This window comes from Mycolicibacterium austroafricanum, from assembly GCF_902705885.1.
In the GTDB taxonomy this organism is placed as follows: Bacteria; Actinomycetota; Actinomycetes; order Mycobacteriales; family Mycobacteriaceae; genus Mycobacterium; species Mycobacterium vanbaalenii_A.
Genome location: NZ_CACSIP010000057.1, coordinates 1 through 19,074 on the forward strand (window position 1 = coordinate 1; position 19,074 = coordinate 19,074).

At 66.5% G+C, this 19,074-nt stretch carries 18 protein-coding genes; 6 read left to right on the forward strand and 12 right to left on the reverse strand.

Annotation, left to right across the window (positions count from 1 at the left end; translation table 11 throughout):
• Positions 1-124: 124 nt before the first annotated feature.
• From BEMPMBAN_RS29315 to BEMPMBAN_RS29345, 7 genes are all read right to left on the reverse strand, one after another.
• On the reverse strand, positions 125-631 hold the full coding sequence (locus BEMPMBAN_RS29315; RefSeq protein ID WP_159235004.1) for a transglycosylase family protein: 507 nt from the start codon (positions 629-631) through the stop codon (positions 125-127).
• A gap of 219 nt (positions 632-850) precedes the next feature.
• Positions 851-1,174: a transglycosylase family protein gene (locus BEMPMBAN_RS29320; protein WP_159234912.1), complete on the reverse strand. Its 324-nt coding sequence runs from the start codon at positions 1,172-1,174 to the stop codon at positions 851-853.
• Between the two features lie 948 nt (positions 1,175-2,122).
• Positions 2,123-2,725, reverse strand: a complete 603-nt coding sequence (mobA, locus tag BEMPMBAN_RS29325; RefSeq protein WP_159234913.1) for a molybdenum cofactor guanylyltransferase — start codon at positions 2,723-2,725, stop codon at positions 2,123-2,125.
• Between the two features lie 34 nt (positions 2,726-2,759).
• The gene (locus tag BEMPMBAN_RS29330) at positions 2,760-3,842 is read right to left on the reverse strand and encodes a 2-oxoacid:ferredoxin oxidoreductase subunit beta (protein ID WP_159234914.1); all 1,083 of its coding nucleotides are present in this window, start codon (positions 3,840-3,842) and stop codon (positions 2,760-2,762) included.
• Entirely contained in the window at positions 3,839-5,821 is a 1,983-nt protein-coding gene (locus BEMPMBAN_RS29335) for a 2-oxoacid:acceptor oxidoreductase subunit alpha (RefSeq protein ID WP_159234915.1), read from the reverse strand. The genes BEMPMBAN_RS29330 and BEMPMBAN_RS29335 overlap by 4 nt, the downstream gene beginning before the upstream one ends.
• Before the next feature lie 316 nt (positions 5,822-6,137).
• Positions 6,138-6,962, reverse strand: coding sequence for a PfkB family carbohydrate kinase (locus BEMPMBAN_RS29340; protein WP_159234995.1), 825 nt, complete (start codon positions 6,960-6,962; stop codon positions 6,138-6,140).
• Between the two features lie 115 nt (positions 6,963-7,077).
• The gene (locus BEMPMBAN_RS29345; RefSeq protein WP_159234916.1) at positions 7,078-8,082 is read right to left on the reverse strand and encodes a LacI family DNA-binding transcriptional regulator; all 1,005 of its coding nucleotides are present in this window, start codon (positions 8,080-8,082) and stop codon (positions 7,078-7,080) included.
• Between the two features lie 168 nt (positions 8,083-8,250).
• Between BEMPMBAN_RS29345 and BEMPMBAN_RS29350 the strand changes: the two genes are divergently transcribed.
• From BEMPMBAN_RS29350 to BEMPMBAN_RS29365, 4 genes are read left to right on the forward strand one after another with little or no spacing between them, the layout of a single operon-like run.
• The gene (locus tag BEMPMBAN_RS29350) at positions 8,251-9,414 is read left to right on the forward strand and encodes a phytanoyl-CoA dioxygenase family protein (protein ID WP_200846151.1); all 1,164 of its coding nucleotides are present in this window, start codon (positions 8,251-8,253) and stop codon (positions 9,412-9,414) included.
• Positions 9,411-10,439: a Gfo/Idh/MocA family protein gene (locus BEMPMBAN_RS29355; protein ID WP_159234918.1), complete on the forward strand. Its 1,029-nt coding sequence runs from the start codon at positions 9,411-9,413 to the stop codon at positions 10,437-10,439. The genes BEMPMBAN_RS29350 and BEMPMBAN_RS29355 overlap by 4 nt, the downstream gene beginning before the upstream one ends.
• Positions 10,436-11,308: a sugar phosphate isomerase/epimerase family protein gene (locus tag BEMPMBAN_RS29360; RefSeq protein ID WP_234897757.1), complete on the forward strand. Its 873-nt coding sequence runs from the start codon at positions 10,436-10,438 to the stop codon at positions 11,306-11,308. The genes BEMPMBAN_RS29355 and BEMPMBAN_RS29360 overlap by 4 nt, the downstream gene beginning before the upstream one ends.
• Positions 11,305-12,309 (forward strand): Gfo/Idh/MocA family protein, encoded by a 1,005-nt coding sequence (locus tag BEMPMBAN_RS29365; protein WP_234897758.1) that lies wholly within the window; start codon positions 11,305-11,307, stop codon positions 12,307-12,309. Before BEMPMBAN_RS29360 ends, BEMPMBAN_RS29365 begins: the two co-directional genes overlap by 4 nt.
• Positions 12,310-12,551: 242 nt before the next feature.
• Here BEMPMBAN_RS29365 and BEMPMBAN_RS29370 read toward each other — a convergent pair whose 3' ends face one another.
• The 4 genes from BEMPMBAN_RS29370 to BEMPMBAN_RS29385 form a co-directional block, all read right to left on the reverse strand.
• Positions 12,552-13,031 carry an SRPBCC family protein gene (locus BEMPMBAN_RS29370; protein WP_159234920.1) on the reverse strand — a complete coding sequence of 160 codons (480 nt, stop codon included), beginning with the start codon at positions 13,029-13,031 and terminating at the stop codon, positions 12,552-12,554.
• Between the two features lie 67 nt (positions 13,032-13,098).
• Positions 13,099-13,923, reverse strand: a complete 825-nt coding sequence (locus BEMPMBAN_RS29375) for an ATP-binding cassette domain-containing protein (protein WP_159234921.1) — start codon at positions 13,921-13,923, stop codon at positions 13,099-13,101.
• Positions 13,924-13,927: 4 nt separating this feature from the next.
• Positions 13,928-14,986, reverse strand: coding sequence for an ABC transporter permease (locus tag BEMPMBAN_RS29380; protein WP_159234922.1), 1,059 nt, complete (start codon positions 14,984-14,986; stop codon positions 13,928-13,930).
• On the reverse strand, positions 14,986-15,972 hold the full coding sequence (locus BEMPMBAN_RS29385) for a substrate-binding domain-containing protein (protein ID WP_159234923.1): 987 nt from the start codon (positions 15,970-15,972) through the stop codon (positions 14,986-14,988). Before BEMPMBAN_RS29385 ends, BEMPMBAN_RS29380 begins: the two co-directional genes overlap by 1 nt.
• 318 nt (positions 15,973-16,290) lie before the next feature.
• Here BEMPMBAN_RS29385 and BEMPMBAN_RS29390 point away from each other — a divergent pair, with 318 nt between their 5' ends.
• On the forward strand, positions 16,291-17,064 hold the full coding sequence (locus tag BEMPMBAN_RS29390) for a TIM barrel protein (protein ID WP_200846152.1): 774 nt from the start codon (positions 16,291-16,293) through the stop codon (positions 17,062-17,064).
• Between the two features lie 76 nt (positions 17,065-17,140).
• Here BEMPMBAN_RS29390 and BEMPMBAN_RS29395 read toward each other — a convergent pair whose 3' ends face one another.
• Positions 17,141-17,914: a GntR family transcriptional regulator gene (locus BEMPMBAN_RS29395; protein WP_272952258.1), complete on the reverse strand. Its 774-nt coding sequence runs from the start codon at positions 17,912-17,914 to the stop codon at positions 17,141-17,143.
• A gap of 111 nt (positions 17,915-18,025) precedes the next feature.
• Here BEMPMBAN_RS29395 and iolC point away from each other — a divergent pair, with 111 nt between their 5' ends.
• Entirely contained in the window at positions 18,026-19,024 is a 999-nt protein-coding gene (gene iolC / locus BEMPMBAN_RS29400) for a 5-dehydro-2-deoxygluconokinase (protein WP_159234925.1), read from the forward strand.
• The last annotated feature ends 50 nt before the right edge of the window (positions 19,025-19,074 follow it).

Genomic DNA, 19,074 nt, shown 5'->3' on the forward strand with positions numbered 1-19,074 from the left:
GCGGTGCCCTCAGCGCGCGGAGCGCGGTGCCCTCAGCGCGCGGAGCGCGGTGCCCTCAGCGCGCGGAGCGCGGTGCCCTCAGCGCGCGGAGCGCGGTGCCCTCAGCGCGCGGAGCGCGGTGCCCTCAGCGCGCGGAGCGCGGTGTCGTCAGCGCGGTGCACATCTTGCGCAGGTCGAGCAGGCCGCCGAAGACCGAGGTCGGCATGCCGGCGCACCCGGTCGCCTTCGCGGGAACCGTGGCCGGGGCCGGAGAAGCAGGGGCGGTGGGCGCGTTGCCCCACACCTGGGCGGCCATCCCCTTGGCGCCGCACTTGGGCCAGGCCTTGATGCCCTGGGTCCGCAGGACGTTCTCGGCGACCCGGATCTGCTCAGAACGGGACGCCGTCGCCGGGTTGCCCACGCCGCCGTTGGACGACCAGGTCGCCGGCTTGAACTGCAGACCGCCGTAGTGGCCGTTGCCGGTGTTGATCGACCAGTTCCCGCCGGATTCGCACTGCGCGATCGCGTCCCAGTTGACCGAGTCGGCGTGCGCGGTGGCGGTGGAGCCGTCGAGTGTCATCGGGATGACGGCGAGCGCTCCGGAGATCGCGGTGGCCATCAGGCCTTTGGTGACAACCTTACGAATGTTCATCTCTGCGGTCCTTCCCCGACCGTTGTGACTCAAGGCCCGCAAGTGAAGTGGTGGCGCGCTCTCACGCTGCGGTTATCCGGTCTGTCGGGTGACGAGGATCACCTGTTACGCAGGAGGTGAAAGTTTTAGTAGTTGCTTATCTGACGTAAGAGACCCCTGAGAAGAAAGGGGCGGCGCCGGCGTCTGCCGGCACCGCCCCTTTTCAGGTGAGTACGGGGGTCAGCCGCGTCCACCGCAGGTCGGCCATGCGCCGATGCCCTGCGTCTGCAGCACGTTCTCGGCCACCCGGATCTGCTCTTCGCGGCTGGCATGGTGGGGCGAACCCGAGCCGCCGTTGGACTTCCAGGTGCCCATCGCGAACTGCAGGCCGCCGTAGTAGCCGTTACCGGTGTTGATCGACCAGTTGCCGCCCGACTCGCATGCCGCCACGGCATCCCAGTTGACGCTGTCCGCATTGGCGGTACCGATCGACACAGCCATCGGCGCAACGGTCAGCGCTCCCGCGATGGTGGCCAGACCAAACGTCTTGCGGATGTTCTTCAACTTCGATCCTTTCGCCAAGCGCGCGCCATCAGCGCCCGCACATGGGCGGGCACGGTGCCTGGAGTCAGGCAGGTTGATTGGGTCGCGCCGTCTCGGTCGGGCACGACAGGGGGGCGGATGTCACCTCGCCGGAGTCTCGGACCCGACGACCGGCGGGAGGCTGATCGCCTCCCGCAGGCCCCACGCACGCAGGTTCGTGGTTTTGAATTATTTGCTCCGTAGAGGCTGTTTGGGACCGTACAAAGCACTTCGCGCAAAGTCATATCGCCTCACGTCGTGTCGCACGCAAATAACGGAATGATCACAGCCGCATTCTTCGGTCGTTCGCGCAGGTCAGCTGGCGGTTTGTCGCCGGCGTAGAAACCTGCCCACCCCGGCACACACGTGAGTCAGATCACCGGTGATTTGTGAGCTGGAACACCGTCTAGGAGGTGCGGAAGGGGTATGGCAGACACGTTGACGCAGATCGGCATCACCAAACGGACGGCCGTGGCGTGTCAGACACCACGCGTGGCACGACATCGCCTCAACACCGGTCGACGATGTTGTGCCACAGGGAATTCGCTGGACAGAGAAGTGGCGCCGAGCACCGTCGACCCCCCGTCGCACAGGCCCGTCTATTGACGTTTTCTGGTTGTCCGGCAACGCCTTTCGGGTGCATTCGGGGCTAGGAACCACCCCGCTGCGGGCAGCCCATGCTCGTCCGACGGCCCCGACCGCACATTCAAGCCATCTGGACAGCGGATTCGCGTACCTCCGCGACGTTTTCACCCAATTCGACGATCAACACCGTTGCGGGACAAGCCCTTCTGGCCGGTCACGCGCAGCGAGACGCCGCAGCCAATTCTTCTGTGGTGTTCGCTTATCACGAAAATAATACGCACTAATTCGGTGGCATGAATAGGAGAATTGAGTGTGAGAATTCAGTGCTGATCACAAATGAATTTGCTAGACCAATCGCGGGGGGATCACGGCGTCCAGATCGGCCATCGTGTTCACGTTCGTCAGGGCGGGCTGCTCGGGCATCACGATCCGCTGGGTGTCGACGGCCACCGTGAGGGACCGCATGCTTCGCTCTCCGGACGCGACGAGCGCCTCGATGGTGGTGAACAGGGCGGTGCGGTAGATGCCGGCCAGGTAGTGGTCGCGGCCATCCCACGGCAGCACGACATCGGCGCCCAGGCGTTCGGCCGGCCCGGCCAAAGTGTCGATCAGCTCGGTGGTCAACTCGGGCATGTCCACAGCACAGACGAAGGCGTGCTCAAATCCGGCCTCCGCCGCCGCGCGCAGTCCCCGACCGGCGGCGAGCAGCGGACCCACTCCGCGTACATCGTCGCGGAGCACGAGTGCGGGGAGTTCGGGCAGCCTCTGGCCGGGCGCGGCGATCACGTAGACCGGGGCACATCGCATCGCCACGATCGAGACCACCCGCTCGACCAGCGTGGTCGGGCCGGCAGCGCTTTCGAAGGGCAACGTGGCCTTGTCCCGGCCCATCCGCCGGGAGGCGCCGCCCGCAAGTACTACGGCGGCCAACGGCAGGGACGACGTCACATCGGTGACGTTAGCGCACTGTGTCGACCGTCAGTCAGTCAACGGTCCAGGTGTCTTTGCCCCGGAGAAGCGACTGCAGTGCCGCCGTGTCGTGGGCTTTGGCATCACGCGCCGCGGAGAGCTGCTGACGGGCTGCGTCGTCGTAGGTCGGCTTGCTCACCTGACGGAAGATGCCCATCACCATGTGATCGAGGTTCTGCTCGGACAGCCGCGACAATGCGAACGCATATGCCGGGTCCTCGAGCTGTGCGTCATGGATCACGATCTCGGCGGCGGGCACATCGGCGGTCTTGGCGACCTCGAGACCGTAGCCCGATTTCACCACGCAGTATTCACCGTCGGCGCCGAAGGTGATGGGCTCACCGTGGCTGAGGTTGATCAGCCGCTCTTCGGCGCCTTCCTTGCGCAGCGCGTCGAATGAGCCGTCGTTGAAGATCGGGCAGTCCTGCATGATCTCGACCAGTGCCGCGCCCCGGTGGGCGGCCGCACCGCGCAGCACCTCGGACAGGCCCTTGCGGTCGGAGTCCATGGCGCGGCCGACGAACGTGGCCTCGGCGCCCAGAGCCAGCGACACCGGGTTGAACGGGTAGTCGAGCGACCCCATCGGGGTGGACTTGGTGACCTTGCCGACCTCGGAGGTGGGCGAGTACTGGCCTTTGGTGAGCCCGTAGATCCTGTTGTTGAACAGCAGGATCGTGATGTTGATGTTGCGTCGCAACGCGTGGATGAGGTGGTTGCCGCCGATCGAGAGCGCATCACCGTCACCGGTGACCACCCACACCGACAGATCTTCGCGGGCCAGCGCGAGTCCGGTGGCGATCGTCGGCGCCCGGCCGTGGATCGAGTGGAATCCGTAGGTCTCCAGGTAGTACGGGAACCGGCTCGAGCAACCGATACCGCTGACGAACGCGATGTTCTCGCGACGCAGCCCCAACTCGGGCAGGAAGTTGCGGATGGTGTTGAGGATGACGTAGTCACCGCAACCCGGGCACCAGCGGACCTCCTGGTCACTGGTGAAGTCCTTGGACTTCTGCGGTTGGTCCGTCGTCGGCACCAGGCTGGTCTTGGTCAGACCGCCGGGGGTCAGCCCCAGATCGCTTCCTACCAGGTCAGTCATGCGTTCGCTCCCACACCAGTTGCGTCGTCGGCCACTGCGGCCGGATCCTCGATGGTGGCCGCCGCCAGCCTGGCGAATTTCGCCTTCTCGAGTTCTTTCTCGCCGAGTGTTCCGTCGAGCGCGGCGTCGATGATGCCCTCGACCTCGTCGGCGAGGAACGCCATGCCCTCGACCTTGGTCACCGACTGGATGTCCACGAGGTACTTTCCGCGCAGCAGCAACGCCAGCTGCCCGAGGTTCATCTCCGGCAGCACCACCGTGGAGTACTTCGCCAGCACCTCACCGACATTGGCCGGGAACGGATTCAGGTTGCGCAGATGCGCCTGGGCGACCTTGATCCCTTTGCGCCGGGCGCGCCGGCAAGCCTCGCCGATGGGGCCGTAACTGCTGCCCCAGCCGAGCATCAGCAACTCGGCCTCACCGCTGGGATCGTCGACCTCGAGGTCGGGGACCTTGATGCCGGCCACCTTCTCCTGCCGCAGCCGAACCATCAGGTCGTGGTTCTTGGGCTCGTAGGAGATGTTGCCCGAGCCGTTGGCCGCCTCGAGGCCACCGATTCGATGTTCCAGACCGGGGGTGCCGGGTATCGCGAACTGCCGGGCCAGGGTCTCCGGGTCGCGGGCGTAGGGCGCGAACGGCTCGCCGGTCTTGGCGAAGGTGTGCCTGATCGGCTCGTAGCTGGTCACGTCGGGGATCCGCCACGGTTCGGAACCGTTGGCGATGGCGCCGTCGGACAGAATCATCACCGGCGTGTGATAGTGCACCGCGATGCGGGCGGCTTCCATGGCGATGTCGAAGCAATCCGACGGCGACCGCGGCGCCAGCACGGCCACCGGTGATTCACCGTTGCGCCCGAACAGCGCCTGGAGCAGGTCGGCCTGCTCGGTCTTGGTGGGCAGCCCCGTCGACGGTCCGCCGCGCTGCACGTCGATGACGATCAGGGGCAGCTCGGTCATCACGGCCAGTCCGATCGCCTCGGATTTCAGCGAGATGCCCGGTCCCGAGGTGCTGGTGACACCCAGCGCACCGCCATAGGACGCGCCGATGGCCGCACCGATACCGGCGATCTCGTCCTCGGCCTGAAAGGTCAGGACGTTGAAGTTCTTGTGCTTGGACAGCTCGTGGAGGATGTCGGAGGCGGGCGTGATCGGGTAGGTGCCCAGCACCACCTGGATGTCGCTGAGGTGGCCTGCGGACACCAACCCGTAGGCCAGCGCGGTGTTGCCCGAGATCTGCCGGTACTCGCCGGTCTTGAGCTTGGCCGGCGAGACCTCGTAGGTGGTCGCGAAGGCTTCTGTCGTCTCACCGAAGTACCAGCCGGCCTTCAGCGCCAGCACATTGGCCTCGGCGATGTCGGGCTTGCGGGAGAACTTCTCGCGAATGAACGACTCGCTGTGTTCGAGTTCGCGCCCGTACATCCACGACAACAGGCCGAGCGCGAACATGTTCTTGGCTCGCTGGCCGTCCTTCTTGGTGGCGCCGATGGACTCCACGGCGCCCAGTGTCAGCGTGGTCATGGGCACGGCCTGCACCACGTAGTCGGACAGCTCGTCGGTCTCCAACGGGTTGGCGCTGTAACCGACCTTGGCCAGGTTGCGTTTGGTGAACTCGTCGGAGTTGGCGATGATCAGACCGCCGTGGGGCAAGTCGGAGACATTGGCCTTCAGCGCGGCCGGGTTCATCGCGACGAGAACGTCGGGACGGTCCCCGGCGGTCAGGATGTCGTAATCGGCGATCTGGATCTGGAACGAGGAGACACCGGGAAGAGTGCCCTGGGGCGCGCGGATCTCGGCCGGGTAATTCGGTTGCGTGGCAAGGTCGTTGCCGAACAATGCAGCTTCGGAGGTGAAGCGGTCACCGGTGAGCTGCATACCGTCGCCGGAATCGCCGGCGAAGCGGATGACGACCTTTTCGAGCTTCTGCCGCGGGGCGGGATTTGTCGCGGCGCCGTCGCCGTTGGCTGTGCCGTTCTGACCCACGACCCTGCCTTTCGAAATCTAGTCAGGCTGCGCCGGTCCGGGTCGCAGATAGGGCTGCGAGCGCACGGCGCACCGTCGAACAAGTTGTACCCAATTGTTTCTGTCACCGGGAGTACCGATTATTGCACTTCTCTTAGGCTGCCCTGAAAGCGGCACACCCGTTACCGGCACGTAAAGAAGGATCGAAGTACCAGTTCAGGTGCGTGAAGCCGGGTGACGTGCGACAAATTTGTGGTTTTCGTCACGTTTTCGAGAACGACGTTCTCTAAGATTGCGGTTACTCGTCAGTAGCCGCCTGCGAGCAGCGTCGGGGGCCTCAGCCGAGTTGAACCGACCGGACCTGACGCCGCTTCTCGAGTTCGCCGGCGACGAGGTCGCTCGCCAGTTCGGCAGCCCGTCGCGGATCCGCTCCCGCGGCGCGGTTGGCCACGTAGCACGCGGTGAACATGTCGCCGGCACCCGTGGTCTGCACATCCAGCACCCGCCACGCAGCGGGAACGCGGGTGATCTCCCCGTCGGTGTAGATGTGGCACCCCTCGGAGCCGTAGGTCACCACGATCTCGGGCACCCCGAGCCGCTTGGCCACCTCCGCATCGAAGGGGCCGTCGGCGACGACGATGGCTTCGTCCTCCGCGAGCTTGAGGACGTCGAGGTGGTCCAGCAGGCCCGCGGGAAAGTGGCGATCCTCCACCAGCGGGCCCAGCCGATCGGCGCGCACCAGCCCCTGGCCGTCGTAGGCCACCCGGTGGCCGCGGTCGGAGAGCAGCTTCAGCGTTTCGGCCGGGAAGTCGGTGCGCAGCAGCGGGGCGAGGTGCACCCAGGTGGTATCGGGATCGGCGGCCTCGACTTCGGCCTGACCCCAGACGGGACCGATCGCGTCGACCGACATGTGGCGATGGTCGACGTCGTCGTAGTCCAGTCGAAAGGCGCTCGTCCGGTCCGACGGCAGGACCCGGATCAGGTCACCGAAACGTTCGAGCAGCGCATCGAACAGCGAATGATCCTGCTCAGCACCCATCGCGACGATCCGACCGGGCACGCCCGAGGCCTCCAGCGCCACCCCGGCGAAGGACGCGCAGCCACCGGGACTCCGGGGCGCACCGTCGATGACATCGATGGCCAGGTTGCCCAGCACGGTCACACCGTTGATGAACTCTTGCGGCACCGATCGTTTCCCTGATCTAGGTCGTCGGCGCGTTTTCGACACCGTGGGGCGAGATGTTATCGGGGAAAGGCCGGTTTCGACGATTTTGCGGTCACGCCGGCAGGTTGTGGGGAGTGATGACCTGAATCGGGACCGGCCGTGCCGGCTCCGTCGGCAGAGCGCCTCGCTCCTGCAGGATCAACCGCAACGCCAGCCTCGCATCGGCACGCAGGTCGTTGTGCAACACCGCGGAGATGTGCCCCTCCCGCAGCAGTCTCCGGTTGTCGGCGTCGAGGTCGTGGGCGACAAAAACCCGGCATGCCCGCCCGAGTTTCTCGAACGCCGCGACGGTCGCGAGGTTGCCGCCGCCGACGGAGTAGACGGCCTCCACCGCAGGGTGGCTCTCGAGCGCCTCGAGGACCAGTCGTTCGTTGGTCGCGTCGATGCCATCGCTGTCGCTGACCTCGACGATTCCCCGGCCGGTACCGCGCAGCCCGGACCGGAACCCGACCTCGCGCTCCCCCTCGCCGCGGAACACCGTCTGGCTCAGCGTGATGAGGACATCGGCGGTCGCGGGTCCCAGCCACTGGTCCACCAGGTACGCGGCGGTCAGCCCGGCACCGTGGTTGTCGATGCCGACGTAGCCGCAGCGCGAGCTCGCGGGCACGTCGGTCGCATAGGTCACCACCGGCACCCCGGCGTCGACCAGGCGGTCGATCGCCTCGGCCACCTCGGGCTGATCCTGGGCCTTGAGCACTACCCCGTGACTGCCGCGCAACCGCCGCAGCGCCTCGACCATCTGTGCTGTCGAACCCGACTCCCACAGGTGGAACCGGGCCCGCAGCATCGCCGGTGCGAACGCTGGCAGTTCTGCTTCGACCGCCGCCCGGAACGCGTCGGAGAAGCGCCGCGGGGTCTGCATGACGATGTCGACGAGGTACCGGCGTCCGTTGAGGCGTAGCTGTGCCCGCTGCTTGTCCAGGTCGGCGATCGCCTGGTGGACCTCAGCGACGGTGTTCTGGCGGACCCCGGGGCGGTGGTGCAGCACCCGGTCGACGGTCGCCTCACTCAGACCGGCTTGCTGGGCGATCTCGCGGACCTTGTAGCGGTGCGACACTTCACCTCCCCTCCTGCGCCTGTGCCGCTTCTCCCGCGAGCAGACGCAAAGTCGTCCACTTTGACCTCATATCGCACGAGTTTGCGTCTGCTCGCGGTCACTGAATGAGGTGTTTTTGATGGATTCATGCCGTTGATTGCGGTGCCGATCACAGCAAGACTAGCTGCCATGGGAGCACCAGTGCGCGCGACTCCGGCACCGTGGCTGGACGAGTCCGACTTCGACCTGGACGCGTTTCGCGCCGAGGTGGAACGCGACACCGACCTCGGCGACTATCCGCTCGCCGACGACGTCCGCAGCAACGTCCTCGTCTACACCCCAGACTCCATGGCCCGCGGGGACCGGCGGGCGCTGCAGTCCGAACTCATCCGGGCCCTCGGGGACGGCCCAGGGGTGGTCGTGTTCACCGGGGCATTCGATGCCGAGGTCGTCGATCGCGCCAACGACGCGTTCTTCGCGCTCATCGAGGCGCAACGGGCGAACGGGGTGGCGGCCGGCGATCACTTCGGCAAGCCGGGCGCCAACGACCGGATCTGGAACGCGGCCCAGAAGTTGGCGCTGCACAGCCCCGCGGTGTTCGCCGACTACTACGCCAACGACGTACTGGCCGTGATCTGCCAGGCGTGGCTGGGGCCCCGCTATCAGGTGACCTCTCAGGTCAACGTCGTCAATCCCGGCGGTGCGGCACAGGTTCCGCACCGCGATTACCACCTCGGCTTCGTTCCCCCGGAACACCTCGCCGGCTACCCCGCGCATGTGCACCGCACATCGCCGGTGCTGACGCTGCAGGGAGCGGTTGCCCACTGCGACATGCCCGTTGACAGTGGGCCGACGATGCTGCTGCCGCACTCGCAGCGTTTCGCCGGGGGCTACATCGCGTTCAACCGGCCCGAGTTCGTCGACTACTTCGCCCACCGCCACGTCCAGCTGCCGCTGCAGAAGGGTGACGCGGTGTTCTTCAACCCGGCGCTGTATCACGGTGCAGGCGCCAACATCTCGCCGAGAATCCGGCGCATCGCGAACCTACTGCAGATCTCCTCGCCGTTCGGACGGGCGATGGAGGCGCTGGATCGCACCGCGATGGTGCGTTCGGTCTACCCCGCCCTGCGGGCGATGCAGGCAGCCGGACGGTCTCACCGAGAGCTGGAGAACGTGGTGGTCGCCACCGCGGAGGGTTACGCCTTCCCCACCAACCTGGACAGCGATCAGCCGATCGGCAGCCTGGCACCGGCCAGCCAGGTGGACGTCGTGCTGGATGCGCTGGCCGACGACCTCCCCCCAGAGGACCTCGACGTCGCACTCGGCGACCAGAACGAACGGAGAATTCCATGACCACCCTCGGCCTCATCGGGCTCGGCCGCATCGGTGCGTTCCACGCCGAGACGCTGACCAACCTGCCGGATGTGTCCGGCCTGGTGATCACCGACGAACGGCTTGACGTCGTCAAGGAGGCGGCAGCGAAATACGGTGCCACACCGGCCGACTCGGTCGAGGAGCTACTGTCCTCGGGAGTCGACGGGGTGGTGGTCGCGGCGGCCACGCCGGCACACGCGGAGTTGACGCTGGCGGCCGTCGACCGCGGCCTGCCGACGTTCTGCGAGAAGCCGATCGCGGCCAGTGCCGCCGAGAGCGCCCGGGTGGCTGAGGTGATCGCCCGCTCGGGTGTTCCGGTGCAGGTGGGCTATCAGCGTCGCTTCGACACAGCGTTCGCCGCCGTCAAACGCGCGGTCGAGGACGGCTCGCTGGGCGCGCTGCATACCGTGCGCAGCACCACCATGGACCCCGCTCCCCCGCCGATGGACTACATCAAGGGCTCCGGCGGCATCTTCCGTGACTGCGCGGTTCACGATTTCGACGTGTTGTGCTGGATCACCGGGCAGAACGCCGTCGAGGTGTACGCCACCGGCAGCGTCCAGGGAGATCCGTTGTTCACCGAGTACGGCGACGTGGACACCGCCGCCATCGTGGTGCGGTTCGACGGCGGCGCGCTCGGAGTGGTGTCCGCGGCGCGGTACAACGGACGCGGGTATGACTGCCGACTCGAGGCCCACGGGTTCGACGACACGGTGGTCGCAGGTTGGGATCAGGGCGCTCCCGTTCGCAACGGCGACCCACGCTTCTCCTCTCCCAACGACTTCCCGACCGGACCACCACACCACTTCTTCATGGACCGCTTCACCGAGGCCTTCCGCACCGAGCTGAGCGGTTTCGTCGATGTGGTTCGGGGAGGGCCGAATCGGGGCGCCACCGTCGCCGATGCGGTCGAGGTGGCATGGATCGCCGAAGCCGCCACAGAGTCACTGCGCCGGGGCGTCCCGGTATCGCTCGAGTCGGTTCGAAAGGAGACACAGAAGTGAAGTTCGCAGGTGCACCGATCTCGTGGGGTGTGTGCGAGGTCCCCGGCTGGGGCCATCAGCTGACGCCGGAGCGGGTGCTGGCCGAGATGCGTGAGGTCGGCCTGTCGGCGACCGAGACAGGGCCGCAGGGGTTTCTGCCGTCGCAGCCCGAGGAGTTGACGACGCTGTTGGGCTCCTACGGACTCAGCTGTGTCGGATCGTTCGTCCCGGTGGTGCTGCATGACACCGCACACGATCCGGCGACCGACATCGCCGGGCCGCTCGAGTCGCTGGTGGCGTCTGCGGCGGATGTCCTCGTGCTCGCCGCGGCGACGGGGTCCGACGGGTACGACTCGCGCCCGACCCTCGACGATGCGCAGTGGTCCACGTTGTTGGGCAATCTGGACCGGCTGGCCGAGGCTGCCGCCGACCGCGGCATACTCGCGGTGCTGCATCCGCATGTCGGCACGATGGTCGAGAACCGTGCCGAAGTGCAACGCGTGCTGGACGGTTCGGCGATCCAGCTGTGTCTGGACACCGGACATCTGCTGATCGGCGGGACAGACCCGGTGCAGTTGGCACGAGACGTGCCGGGCCGGATCGCCCACGCCCACCTCAAGGATGTCGACGCGGCGATGGCCGCGCGGGTGCAGGCAGGTGAGCTGACCTACACCGACGCCGTACGTGACGGGATCTACACCCCGCTGGGCCGCGGCGACGTCGACATCGCCGGTCTGGTGACAGCGCTGCGCGCCAACGGCTACGACGGCTGGTTCGTCATGGAGCAGGACACCATCCTGGCCGGCGAACCCGCCGGCGAGGGCCCGATCGGCGACGTGCGCGCGAGTGTGGCCTACCTGCAGGACGTGTGCCGCGCGGTGGAGGTGTGAGCGCGGCTCCCGCAGCACGCCGACAGACCGGCGGCCTGCGAATCGGAGTGCTCGGCGCGTCCCGGATCGCCGAGTCGGCCATCGTCGGTCCGGCCAGGGAACTCGGTCACCGGCTGGTCGCAGTCGCGTCGCGTGACCCGTTGCGCGCCAAGGCGTTCGCCGACGCACACGGTGTGGAGCGGGTGCTGGCGTCGTACGGGGACGTGGTGAACGACCCCGAGGTCGACGTCGTCTACAACCCGTTGGCCAACGGGTTGCACGCACCGTGGAACCTGGCCGCAGTGGCTGCCGGGAAGCCGGTGCTGACCGAGAAGCCGTTCGCCCGGGACCGCGAGGAGGCACAGCGCGTGGCGGCGGCCGCAGACCAGGCTGGGGTGACGGTTCTGGAGGGGTTTCACTACCTGTTCCATCCCCTCACGCGTCGGGCCTTCGAACTCGCCGACGACGGATCCCTCGGTGAGCTGACCCATGTGGAGGTCCGGATGGGTATGCCGGCACCGCCGCCCGAGGATCCGCGGTGGTCGCTGGAGCTCGCCGGTGGCGCCCTGATGGATCTCGGCTGCTACGGCCTGCACGTCATGCGTCGGTTCGGCGCACCGAGAGTCGTCGGAGCCACGGCCGGACACTGCGAACACGCCGGCCCCGACGTCGATGCGCGGTGTGACGTGGAGCTGGAATTACCTGGCGGCGCCACCGGGTATTCGGCCAACTCGATGCTCGCCGACAAGCACTCGTTCACGCTGCGGATCGTCGGCACCCGCGGCGATGTGTTGGCGCACAACTTCATCAAGCCGCAGGACGACGACAGGCTCACCATCACCACCGAGGCCGGGACAACCGTCGAGCACCTCGGCAGCCGAGCGACCTACACGTATCAGCTCGAAGCCTTCGCCGCCCACGTCCAGCACGGCGCGCCGCTACCGCTCGACACCGCCGACGCCGTGGCCAACATGGGCCTCATCGACGACGCCTACCGGGCCGCGGGGATGAATCCCCGCTGAGCGTCGGCGGGCCGGTGGCTACCACGCGGCGAGTGAAACCGCGCCGCTCGTGCCAGCGCAGACGCAGCATCAACAGGTTGCGGTGCGCGCGCCAGCCTGCCGACAGCGGGTCACGCCATACCGGAACGGCAGGCGACTCGAAATCCCGATCCATGACCACCATTGTGCCGTGACCGGGCGGGGTCGGCCTGTCGACGCTGCGGACGATGCCGTGTCGAGACCGTGAACGTTGGCCTGCGGCCCTATGAAGCGTGCAGGTCGTATCGGTCGGCCAGCGAGGTCAAGGTGGACTCGATGCCCTCGGCGTTCTTCTTCTGCAAGCCGAGTAGTTCGATGACGATGGGCAGCTTGGCGGTGGAGTAGTCGAACGTCTCGGTCACCTTCGTGGTCGCGGGACTCACCTCGGCCAACTCCCAGCGCCAGCGGTGGCCGAGCGGATGTTGCCACTCGACGACCCGGTTCTCCTGCACCTCGGTGGCTGTCGAGGTGATCTTGTAGGGCAGGCCGTACTGCGTCATGCCGACGGTGAACTTGTCGCCCTCGGTGAGCCGGTCGGGACCCTTGACTTCGATGTCGCGCACCGTGCCGGACCCGTCGATCTCGGGATGGCGGTGAGGATCGACGATCATCGCGAAAATCTCCGCGATCGGGGCGCCGACCTGCACGCTGCGGCTGACGGTCTTCGGTCCTGCATCTTCGGTCTTCAGTGTTGACGGGGTCATTGGGGCTGCTATACCCGAATGCCCTGTCGGCCAATCGGCAGACAGGGCATTCGGCGCGCCGTTCCCGCTAGTTCTTGCCGCCCCGCAACTCGTGGGAGAGCGCCTCGAGCTCGTCACCGCCGGCCATCTGCTGTGTGAGGTGCTCGAGCGTGATCTCGTCGTAGGTGCAGTCCAGCTTCTGCCTGCCGCGGTTGAGCAGGACGAAGTGGTCACCGACCAGGTGCGCATGATGGGGGTTGTGGGTGATGAACACCACCCCGAACCCGGCCTCCTTGGCCGCGGTGATGTACTTCAGCACCACACCGGACTGCTTGACCCCCAACGCGGCCGTGGGCTCGTCGAGAATCAGTACCCGGGCCCCGAAGAACACGGCGCGTGCGATCGCGACACACTGCTTCTGACCGCCCGACAGCGAGCCGATCGGCACGTCGACGTCGGGCAGGTCGATACCCATCTTGGACAGTTCGGTCAGCGTCGTCGCCCGCATCGCGTCGGCGTCCAACGAGAACGGGAACGACTTCTTCCGGAGCTCCTGACCCAGGAAGAAGTTGCGCCACACCGGCATCAACGGCACGACGGCCAGGTTCTGGTACACCGTCGCGATGCCCTTCTCCAGCGCGTCCGCCGGTGAGCCGAACTTGGTCGGTTCGCCGTCGACGAGCAGTTCACCGTCGGTCTGCTGATGGAGCCCGGAGATGATCTTGATGAGCGTGGACTTTCCGGCACCGTTGTCACCGAGGATGCCGGTGACCTCGCCGGCGTGCACGCGCAGGCAGATGTCCTTGAGCGCGGTGATGTTGCCGTAGGACTTGCCGACGTTCTTCAGTTCGACAAGCGGCACGTTGCCGCCCGAAGGGGCGTCGCTGCTGGGTTTTTCGACTGTGGTGGTCACCGAGTCACCTCTTTGCTGCGTAGTTGCGGAAGGCATTGTTGGCGATCACCGCGAACAGCAGCATCGCGCCCAGGAAGAACTTGAACCAGTCGGGGTCCCAGCCTGCGTAGACGATGCCCTGGTTGGTCATACCGAAGATGAATGCGCCGATCGCGGCACCGATCGCTGTGCCGTAGCCGCCGGTCAGCAGACACCCGCCGATGACTGCGGCGATGATGTAGAAGAACTCGTTGCCGATGCCCTGGCCGGATTGCACGGTGTTGAACGAGAACAGCAGATGCATGCCGACGAACCAGGCGCAGAAACCGACGAACATGAACAGGCCGATCTTGACAGCCGTGACCGGAACACCCACGGCGCGTGCGCTTTCCTTGTCGCCACCCACCGCGAAGATCCAGTTGCCGATCTTGGTCTTGAACAGCACCCAGGTGGCGACGGCGGTGAAGACCAACCACCACACCACGGTGATGCGGATGCTCACGCCGAACACCGTGAACGACGAGGCGAACACCGCACGTGCCGAATCCCAGCCCTGCATGTCGCTGACGCTCTGGGTGGCGACCTGACCGGCGACCAACTTGGTGACGGCGAGGTTGATTCCGGCGAGCATGAAGAAGGTGCTCAGCGTGATCAAAAAGCTGGGGATCTTGGTCTTCATCACCAGGAAGCCGTTGAAGAATCCGACCGTCAATGCCAGGACCAGCGCCAACGCGGCGCCGACCCAGAGGTTCAGATGCAGGTTGTAGGCCAGCATCGACGCCGCCAGTGAACTGAACGTCACTGCCACACCGGTCGACAGATCGAACTCGCCGCCGATCATCAGCACGGCCACACCGCAGGCCATGATGCCGATGGTGGAACTGGCGTAGAGCACGGTGGCCAGCGAGGAGGCCTCGCGGAACGGTTCTGCCACGATCAGGAAGAGGACGAAGATCCCGATCGCGCCGATCGCCGCGCCCACCTCGGGACGGATCAGTAAGCGCTGCACCCGGTTACGTTCCTTGACCCGCTCGTCGCGAACCGCCTTGTGGGGCGCCACGTCCATCTCTGACTGGGTGGTCATCAGCGCGTTCCGTTCCTTGCGTATTCGGCCACCGCGTCGATGTTGGTCTGATCGATGAACGCCGGGCCGGTCAGCGTGGGCTGGCCTCCACCGAGCACGTTGCCGTTGCTCAGGTACAGCCACAGCGAGTCCACCGCGAGGTAGCCCTGCAGGTACGGCTGCTGGTCCACAGCCCACTGCACGTCCCCGGACTCGATGGCGCCGACCAACGCGGCGTTGGTGTCGAAGGTGCCGATCTTGGTTTCGCTGCCGGCCCTGTCCGCCGACTGAACCGCGGTGAGCGCAAACGGAGCACCGAGGGTGACGACGTAGTCGACGCTGGGATCCTGTTGCAGCTTGGCCGTGATCGTCGATTCCACCGACGGCATGTCCTTGCCGTTGACGTTGAGGACCTCGGTTGCCGGGAAGGTGTCTCGGACACCGGCGCAGCGCGCTTCCAGGTCCACATGCCCCTGTTCCTGGATGACACACAACGCCTTGGTCGCGCCCTCGGCTCGCAGTCGGTCACCGACCCCCTGTCCGGCGATGAAGCCGTCCTGACCGAAGTACTCCTTGACGCCCATCTCCTTCCAGGAATCCATGCCGGCGTTGAACGCCACGACCGGAATACCCTTCTCCGCAGCGGCATTCACCGCGGCCTGCATGGCATCGGGCTTGGCGAGCGTCACCGCGATGCCGTCGACCCCGCTGTCGATCGCGCTCTGCACCAGGTTGGCCTGGTTGGGCGCCTCCGGGTCGTTGGAGTACCGCAGTTCGATGTTGTCTTTCTTGGCGGCGGTCTCTGCGCCCTTGCGGACCAGGTCCCAGAAGGAGTCACCGGGCACCTCGTGGGTGATCATCGCGATCGTCATCCGGGGGGTGTCCACGGTTCCTCCGCCGGACCCGTCGCCGGATCCCTCTGGCGCTCCACCGGTCGAGGAACACGACACGATCCCCAACGCCAGGACGCCCGCTCCGGCCACCGCCGCGAGTCGCTTGAACGTCATTGTCTCTCCTTGTCCTCGAGATCGCCGCGACGCCTGCCGAACCACCCGGGTCCATGACGAGCGACACGCTTCTCTGGTGATGTAATACGCCTCACAGTGGAAAGTCAAGAGTTTGTCCTGACATTAGGACTGCAAGTCATTTGCGGGTTAGCATCGACGCAGATCACGGCACCGGCGGTTGAGCCGCGACACCGTCCGGCGATATCACCGCTGTGCACGAGATCGGCACGAACGGCCCACGGTACGGACCATTTCCAGCGCGAGAGCGGAGACACGCATGCCCCGACACATGGATCTGCCACTGACGGGGACACCCCGGTGAGCGCCTTTGAGCTCGCGGTGTCGTCGGAGATGGTCTTCACCGAGCTGCCGATACTCGACCGCGTCCGCCGCATCCACGACCTCGGCTTCGCGGTCGAGATCTGGAGTTGGCACGACAAGGATCTCGACGCGTTGGCCGCCACGGGCGCCACGTTCACGTCGATGACCGGTTATCTGCACGGCGACCTGATCGACCCGGCGTCCGCCGACGAGGTGATCCGCACCGCCGAGGCGAGCATCGAGGCCGCAAAGAGGCTGGGAGTGACCCGGCTCAACCTGCACACCGCCGAACTCGTCGACGGTCAGGCCGCCCGCCCTCGGCAACGCGCCACCGGCCAGATGTGGCTCACCGCGGCGCGCACGCTGGAGCGCATCGGCGAGCTCGGCGCCGCGGCCGGTGTGACGTTCTGCGTGGAGAACCTCAACACGGTCGTCGACCACCCCGGGGTGCCGCTGGCCCGCGCCAAGGACACCCTGGCGCTCGTCGAGGGCGTCGCGCACCCGAACGTGAAGATGATGCTGGACCTCTACCACGCCCAGATCGGCGAGGGAAACCTCATCGAGTTGGTGCGCCGCTGCGGCGACGCCATCGGCGAGATCCAGGTGGCCGACGTCCCGGGCCGCTGCGAGCCCGGCACCGGTGAGATCAACTACCCGGCGATCGCCGAAGCGTTGCGCGCCATGGGATATACGGGCACCGTCGGGCTGGAGGCGTGGGCGTCCGGCGACAGCGAGGCGGCGCTGCAGTCCTTCCGGGCCGCGTTCTCCTGACCCCCGCCGGAACGGTATTCCAAGCGGGAAATCTCGAAAAATCCTCGCCTGGAATAACGTTCCGGCGAGGGGTGGGCTAGCGGTCGACGAGCGTGGTGTCGAAGTAGTAGCGCGACGCCCGGTAGCAGTGGTTGCCGAACTCGACCGCCACTCCGGAGTCGTCGAACGCGGTGCGCGCCATCGTCAACAACGGAGCGTTGGGTTTCTCGTCGAGTAGCTGCGCCTCGCTGCGGGTGGCACCTCGGGCGCCGATCCGTTGACGCGCCAGCCGGATGTGCACGCCACGGGCCCGCATCGACTGGTACAGCCCGGTGCCCTCCAGTTCGTCCGCGCCGGGCGCGATCTCCACCGGCAGGTGATTGATCATCACAGCCAACGGCTCACCGTTGGCGCAGCGCAGACGCTGGATGGAGACCACCTCGCGGTCCTCGGCCAGGTTCAGCTCACGGGCGACCTCCTCGTCGGGCTTGCCGACGCGGTAGTCGAGCAGCCGGGTGGTGGGCTCCTGACCGGCACGTGCGAGATCGTCGAACAGACTGGTCAACTCGACGCGGCGGTGCACCGGATTCTGGACCACCTGGGTGCCGACGCCGCGCTTGCGCACCAGCAGTCCCTTGTCCACGAGTTCCTGGATGGCCCGCCTGGTCGTGGGACGCGACAAGGTGAGTCGCTTGGCGAGCGCGAGTTCGTTCTCGAAACGGTCGCCGGGCGCGAGTTCGCCCTCGCGGATGGCGGTCTCGATCGCCTGAGCGAGCTGATAGTAGAGAGGAACAGGGCTTGACCTGTCGAGCTCCACTGTCAGGGGCACGTCGCGCTCCGATCTCGAGGGGCCAGCCAAGGGTAGCTGCATCCTAGCATTTCATGATTGAAAGATAGAATGTCAGGACAAAATATTGACACCGTGTGGTGACGCGGGGCACAGTCTTCATCAGCCACCCACCTACCCGTCGGAGTGACTTTGATGACCAATCAGCCATATGACGTGCTCGCGATCGGGCGATGCGGCGTCGACGTGTACCCACTGCAGGTGGGTGTCGGCCTCGAGGATGTCGAGACCTTCGGAAAGTTCCTCGGCGGCAGCGCCGCGAACGTCACGGTGGCCGCCGCGCGCCTGGGCAATCGTGCCGCGCTGATCTCCGGCGTCGGCGACGACCCGTTCGGACGGTTCGTGCGTGCCGAACTCACCCGCCTCGGCGTGGACAACCGCTACGTCACCACCCACGGACAGTTCCCGACGCCGGTGACGTTTTGCGAGATCTTCCCTCCCGATGACTTTCCGCTCTACTTCTACCGCAAGCCCAGCGCCCCCGATCTGCAGATCAGCACGCAGGACGTCGACGCCGACGCAGTGCGCTCGGCGCGACTGTTCTGGGCGACGGTCACCGGCCTGTCCGAGGAACCAAGTCGCACGGCGCATTTCGCGGCATGGGCGGCGCGCGATGAGCGCTTGCGCGAAGAGAATGGGCAGAGCCGCAGTCCACTGACGGTCCTCGATCTGGACTACCGGCCGATGTTCTGGGCGTCGCCGGCCGCCGCGACCGAGCAGGTGCAGCGCGCCCTGACCCACGTCACCGTCGCCGTCGGCAACCGCGAGGAGTGCGAGATCGCCGTCGGCGAATCGAACCCGCACAAAGCCGCCGATGCGCTGCTCGACCTCGGCGTCGAGTTGGCGATCGTCAAGCAGGGCCCCCGAGGTGTGCTCGGTAAGAGCCGGCAATCCTCGGTCACCGTGGCGCCCAACGAGGTTGACGTCGTCAACGGCCTCGGGGCCGGGGATGCGTTCGGCGGCAGCCTGTGCCATGGCCTGCTCAACGGGTGGCCCCTGGAGAAGACCCTTCGTTACGCCAATGCCGCCGGGGCCATCGTGGCCGGCAGGCTCGAGTGCTCGACCGCCATGCCGACCTCCGCAGAGGTGGCCGAGCTGGCAGAGCAGACCGCACTGGGAGCCGTCAATGTCTGACACCGCGCTGTGCAGTGACTATTCCGCCATCACCGATCTGCGCTCCGGCG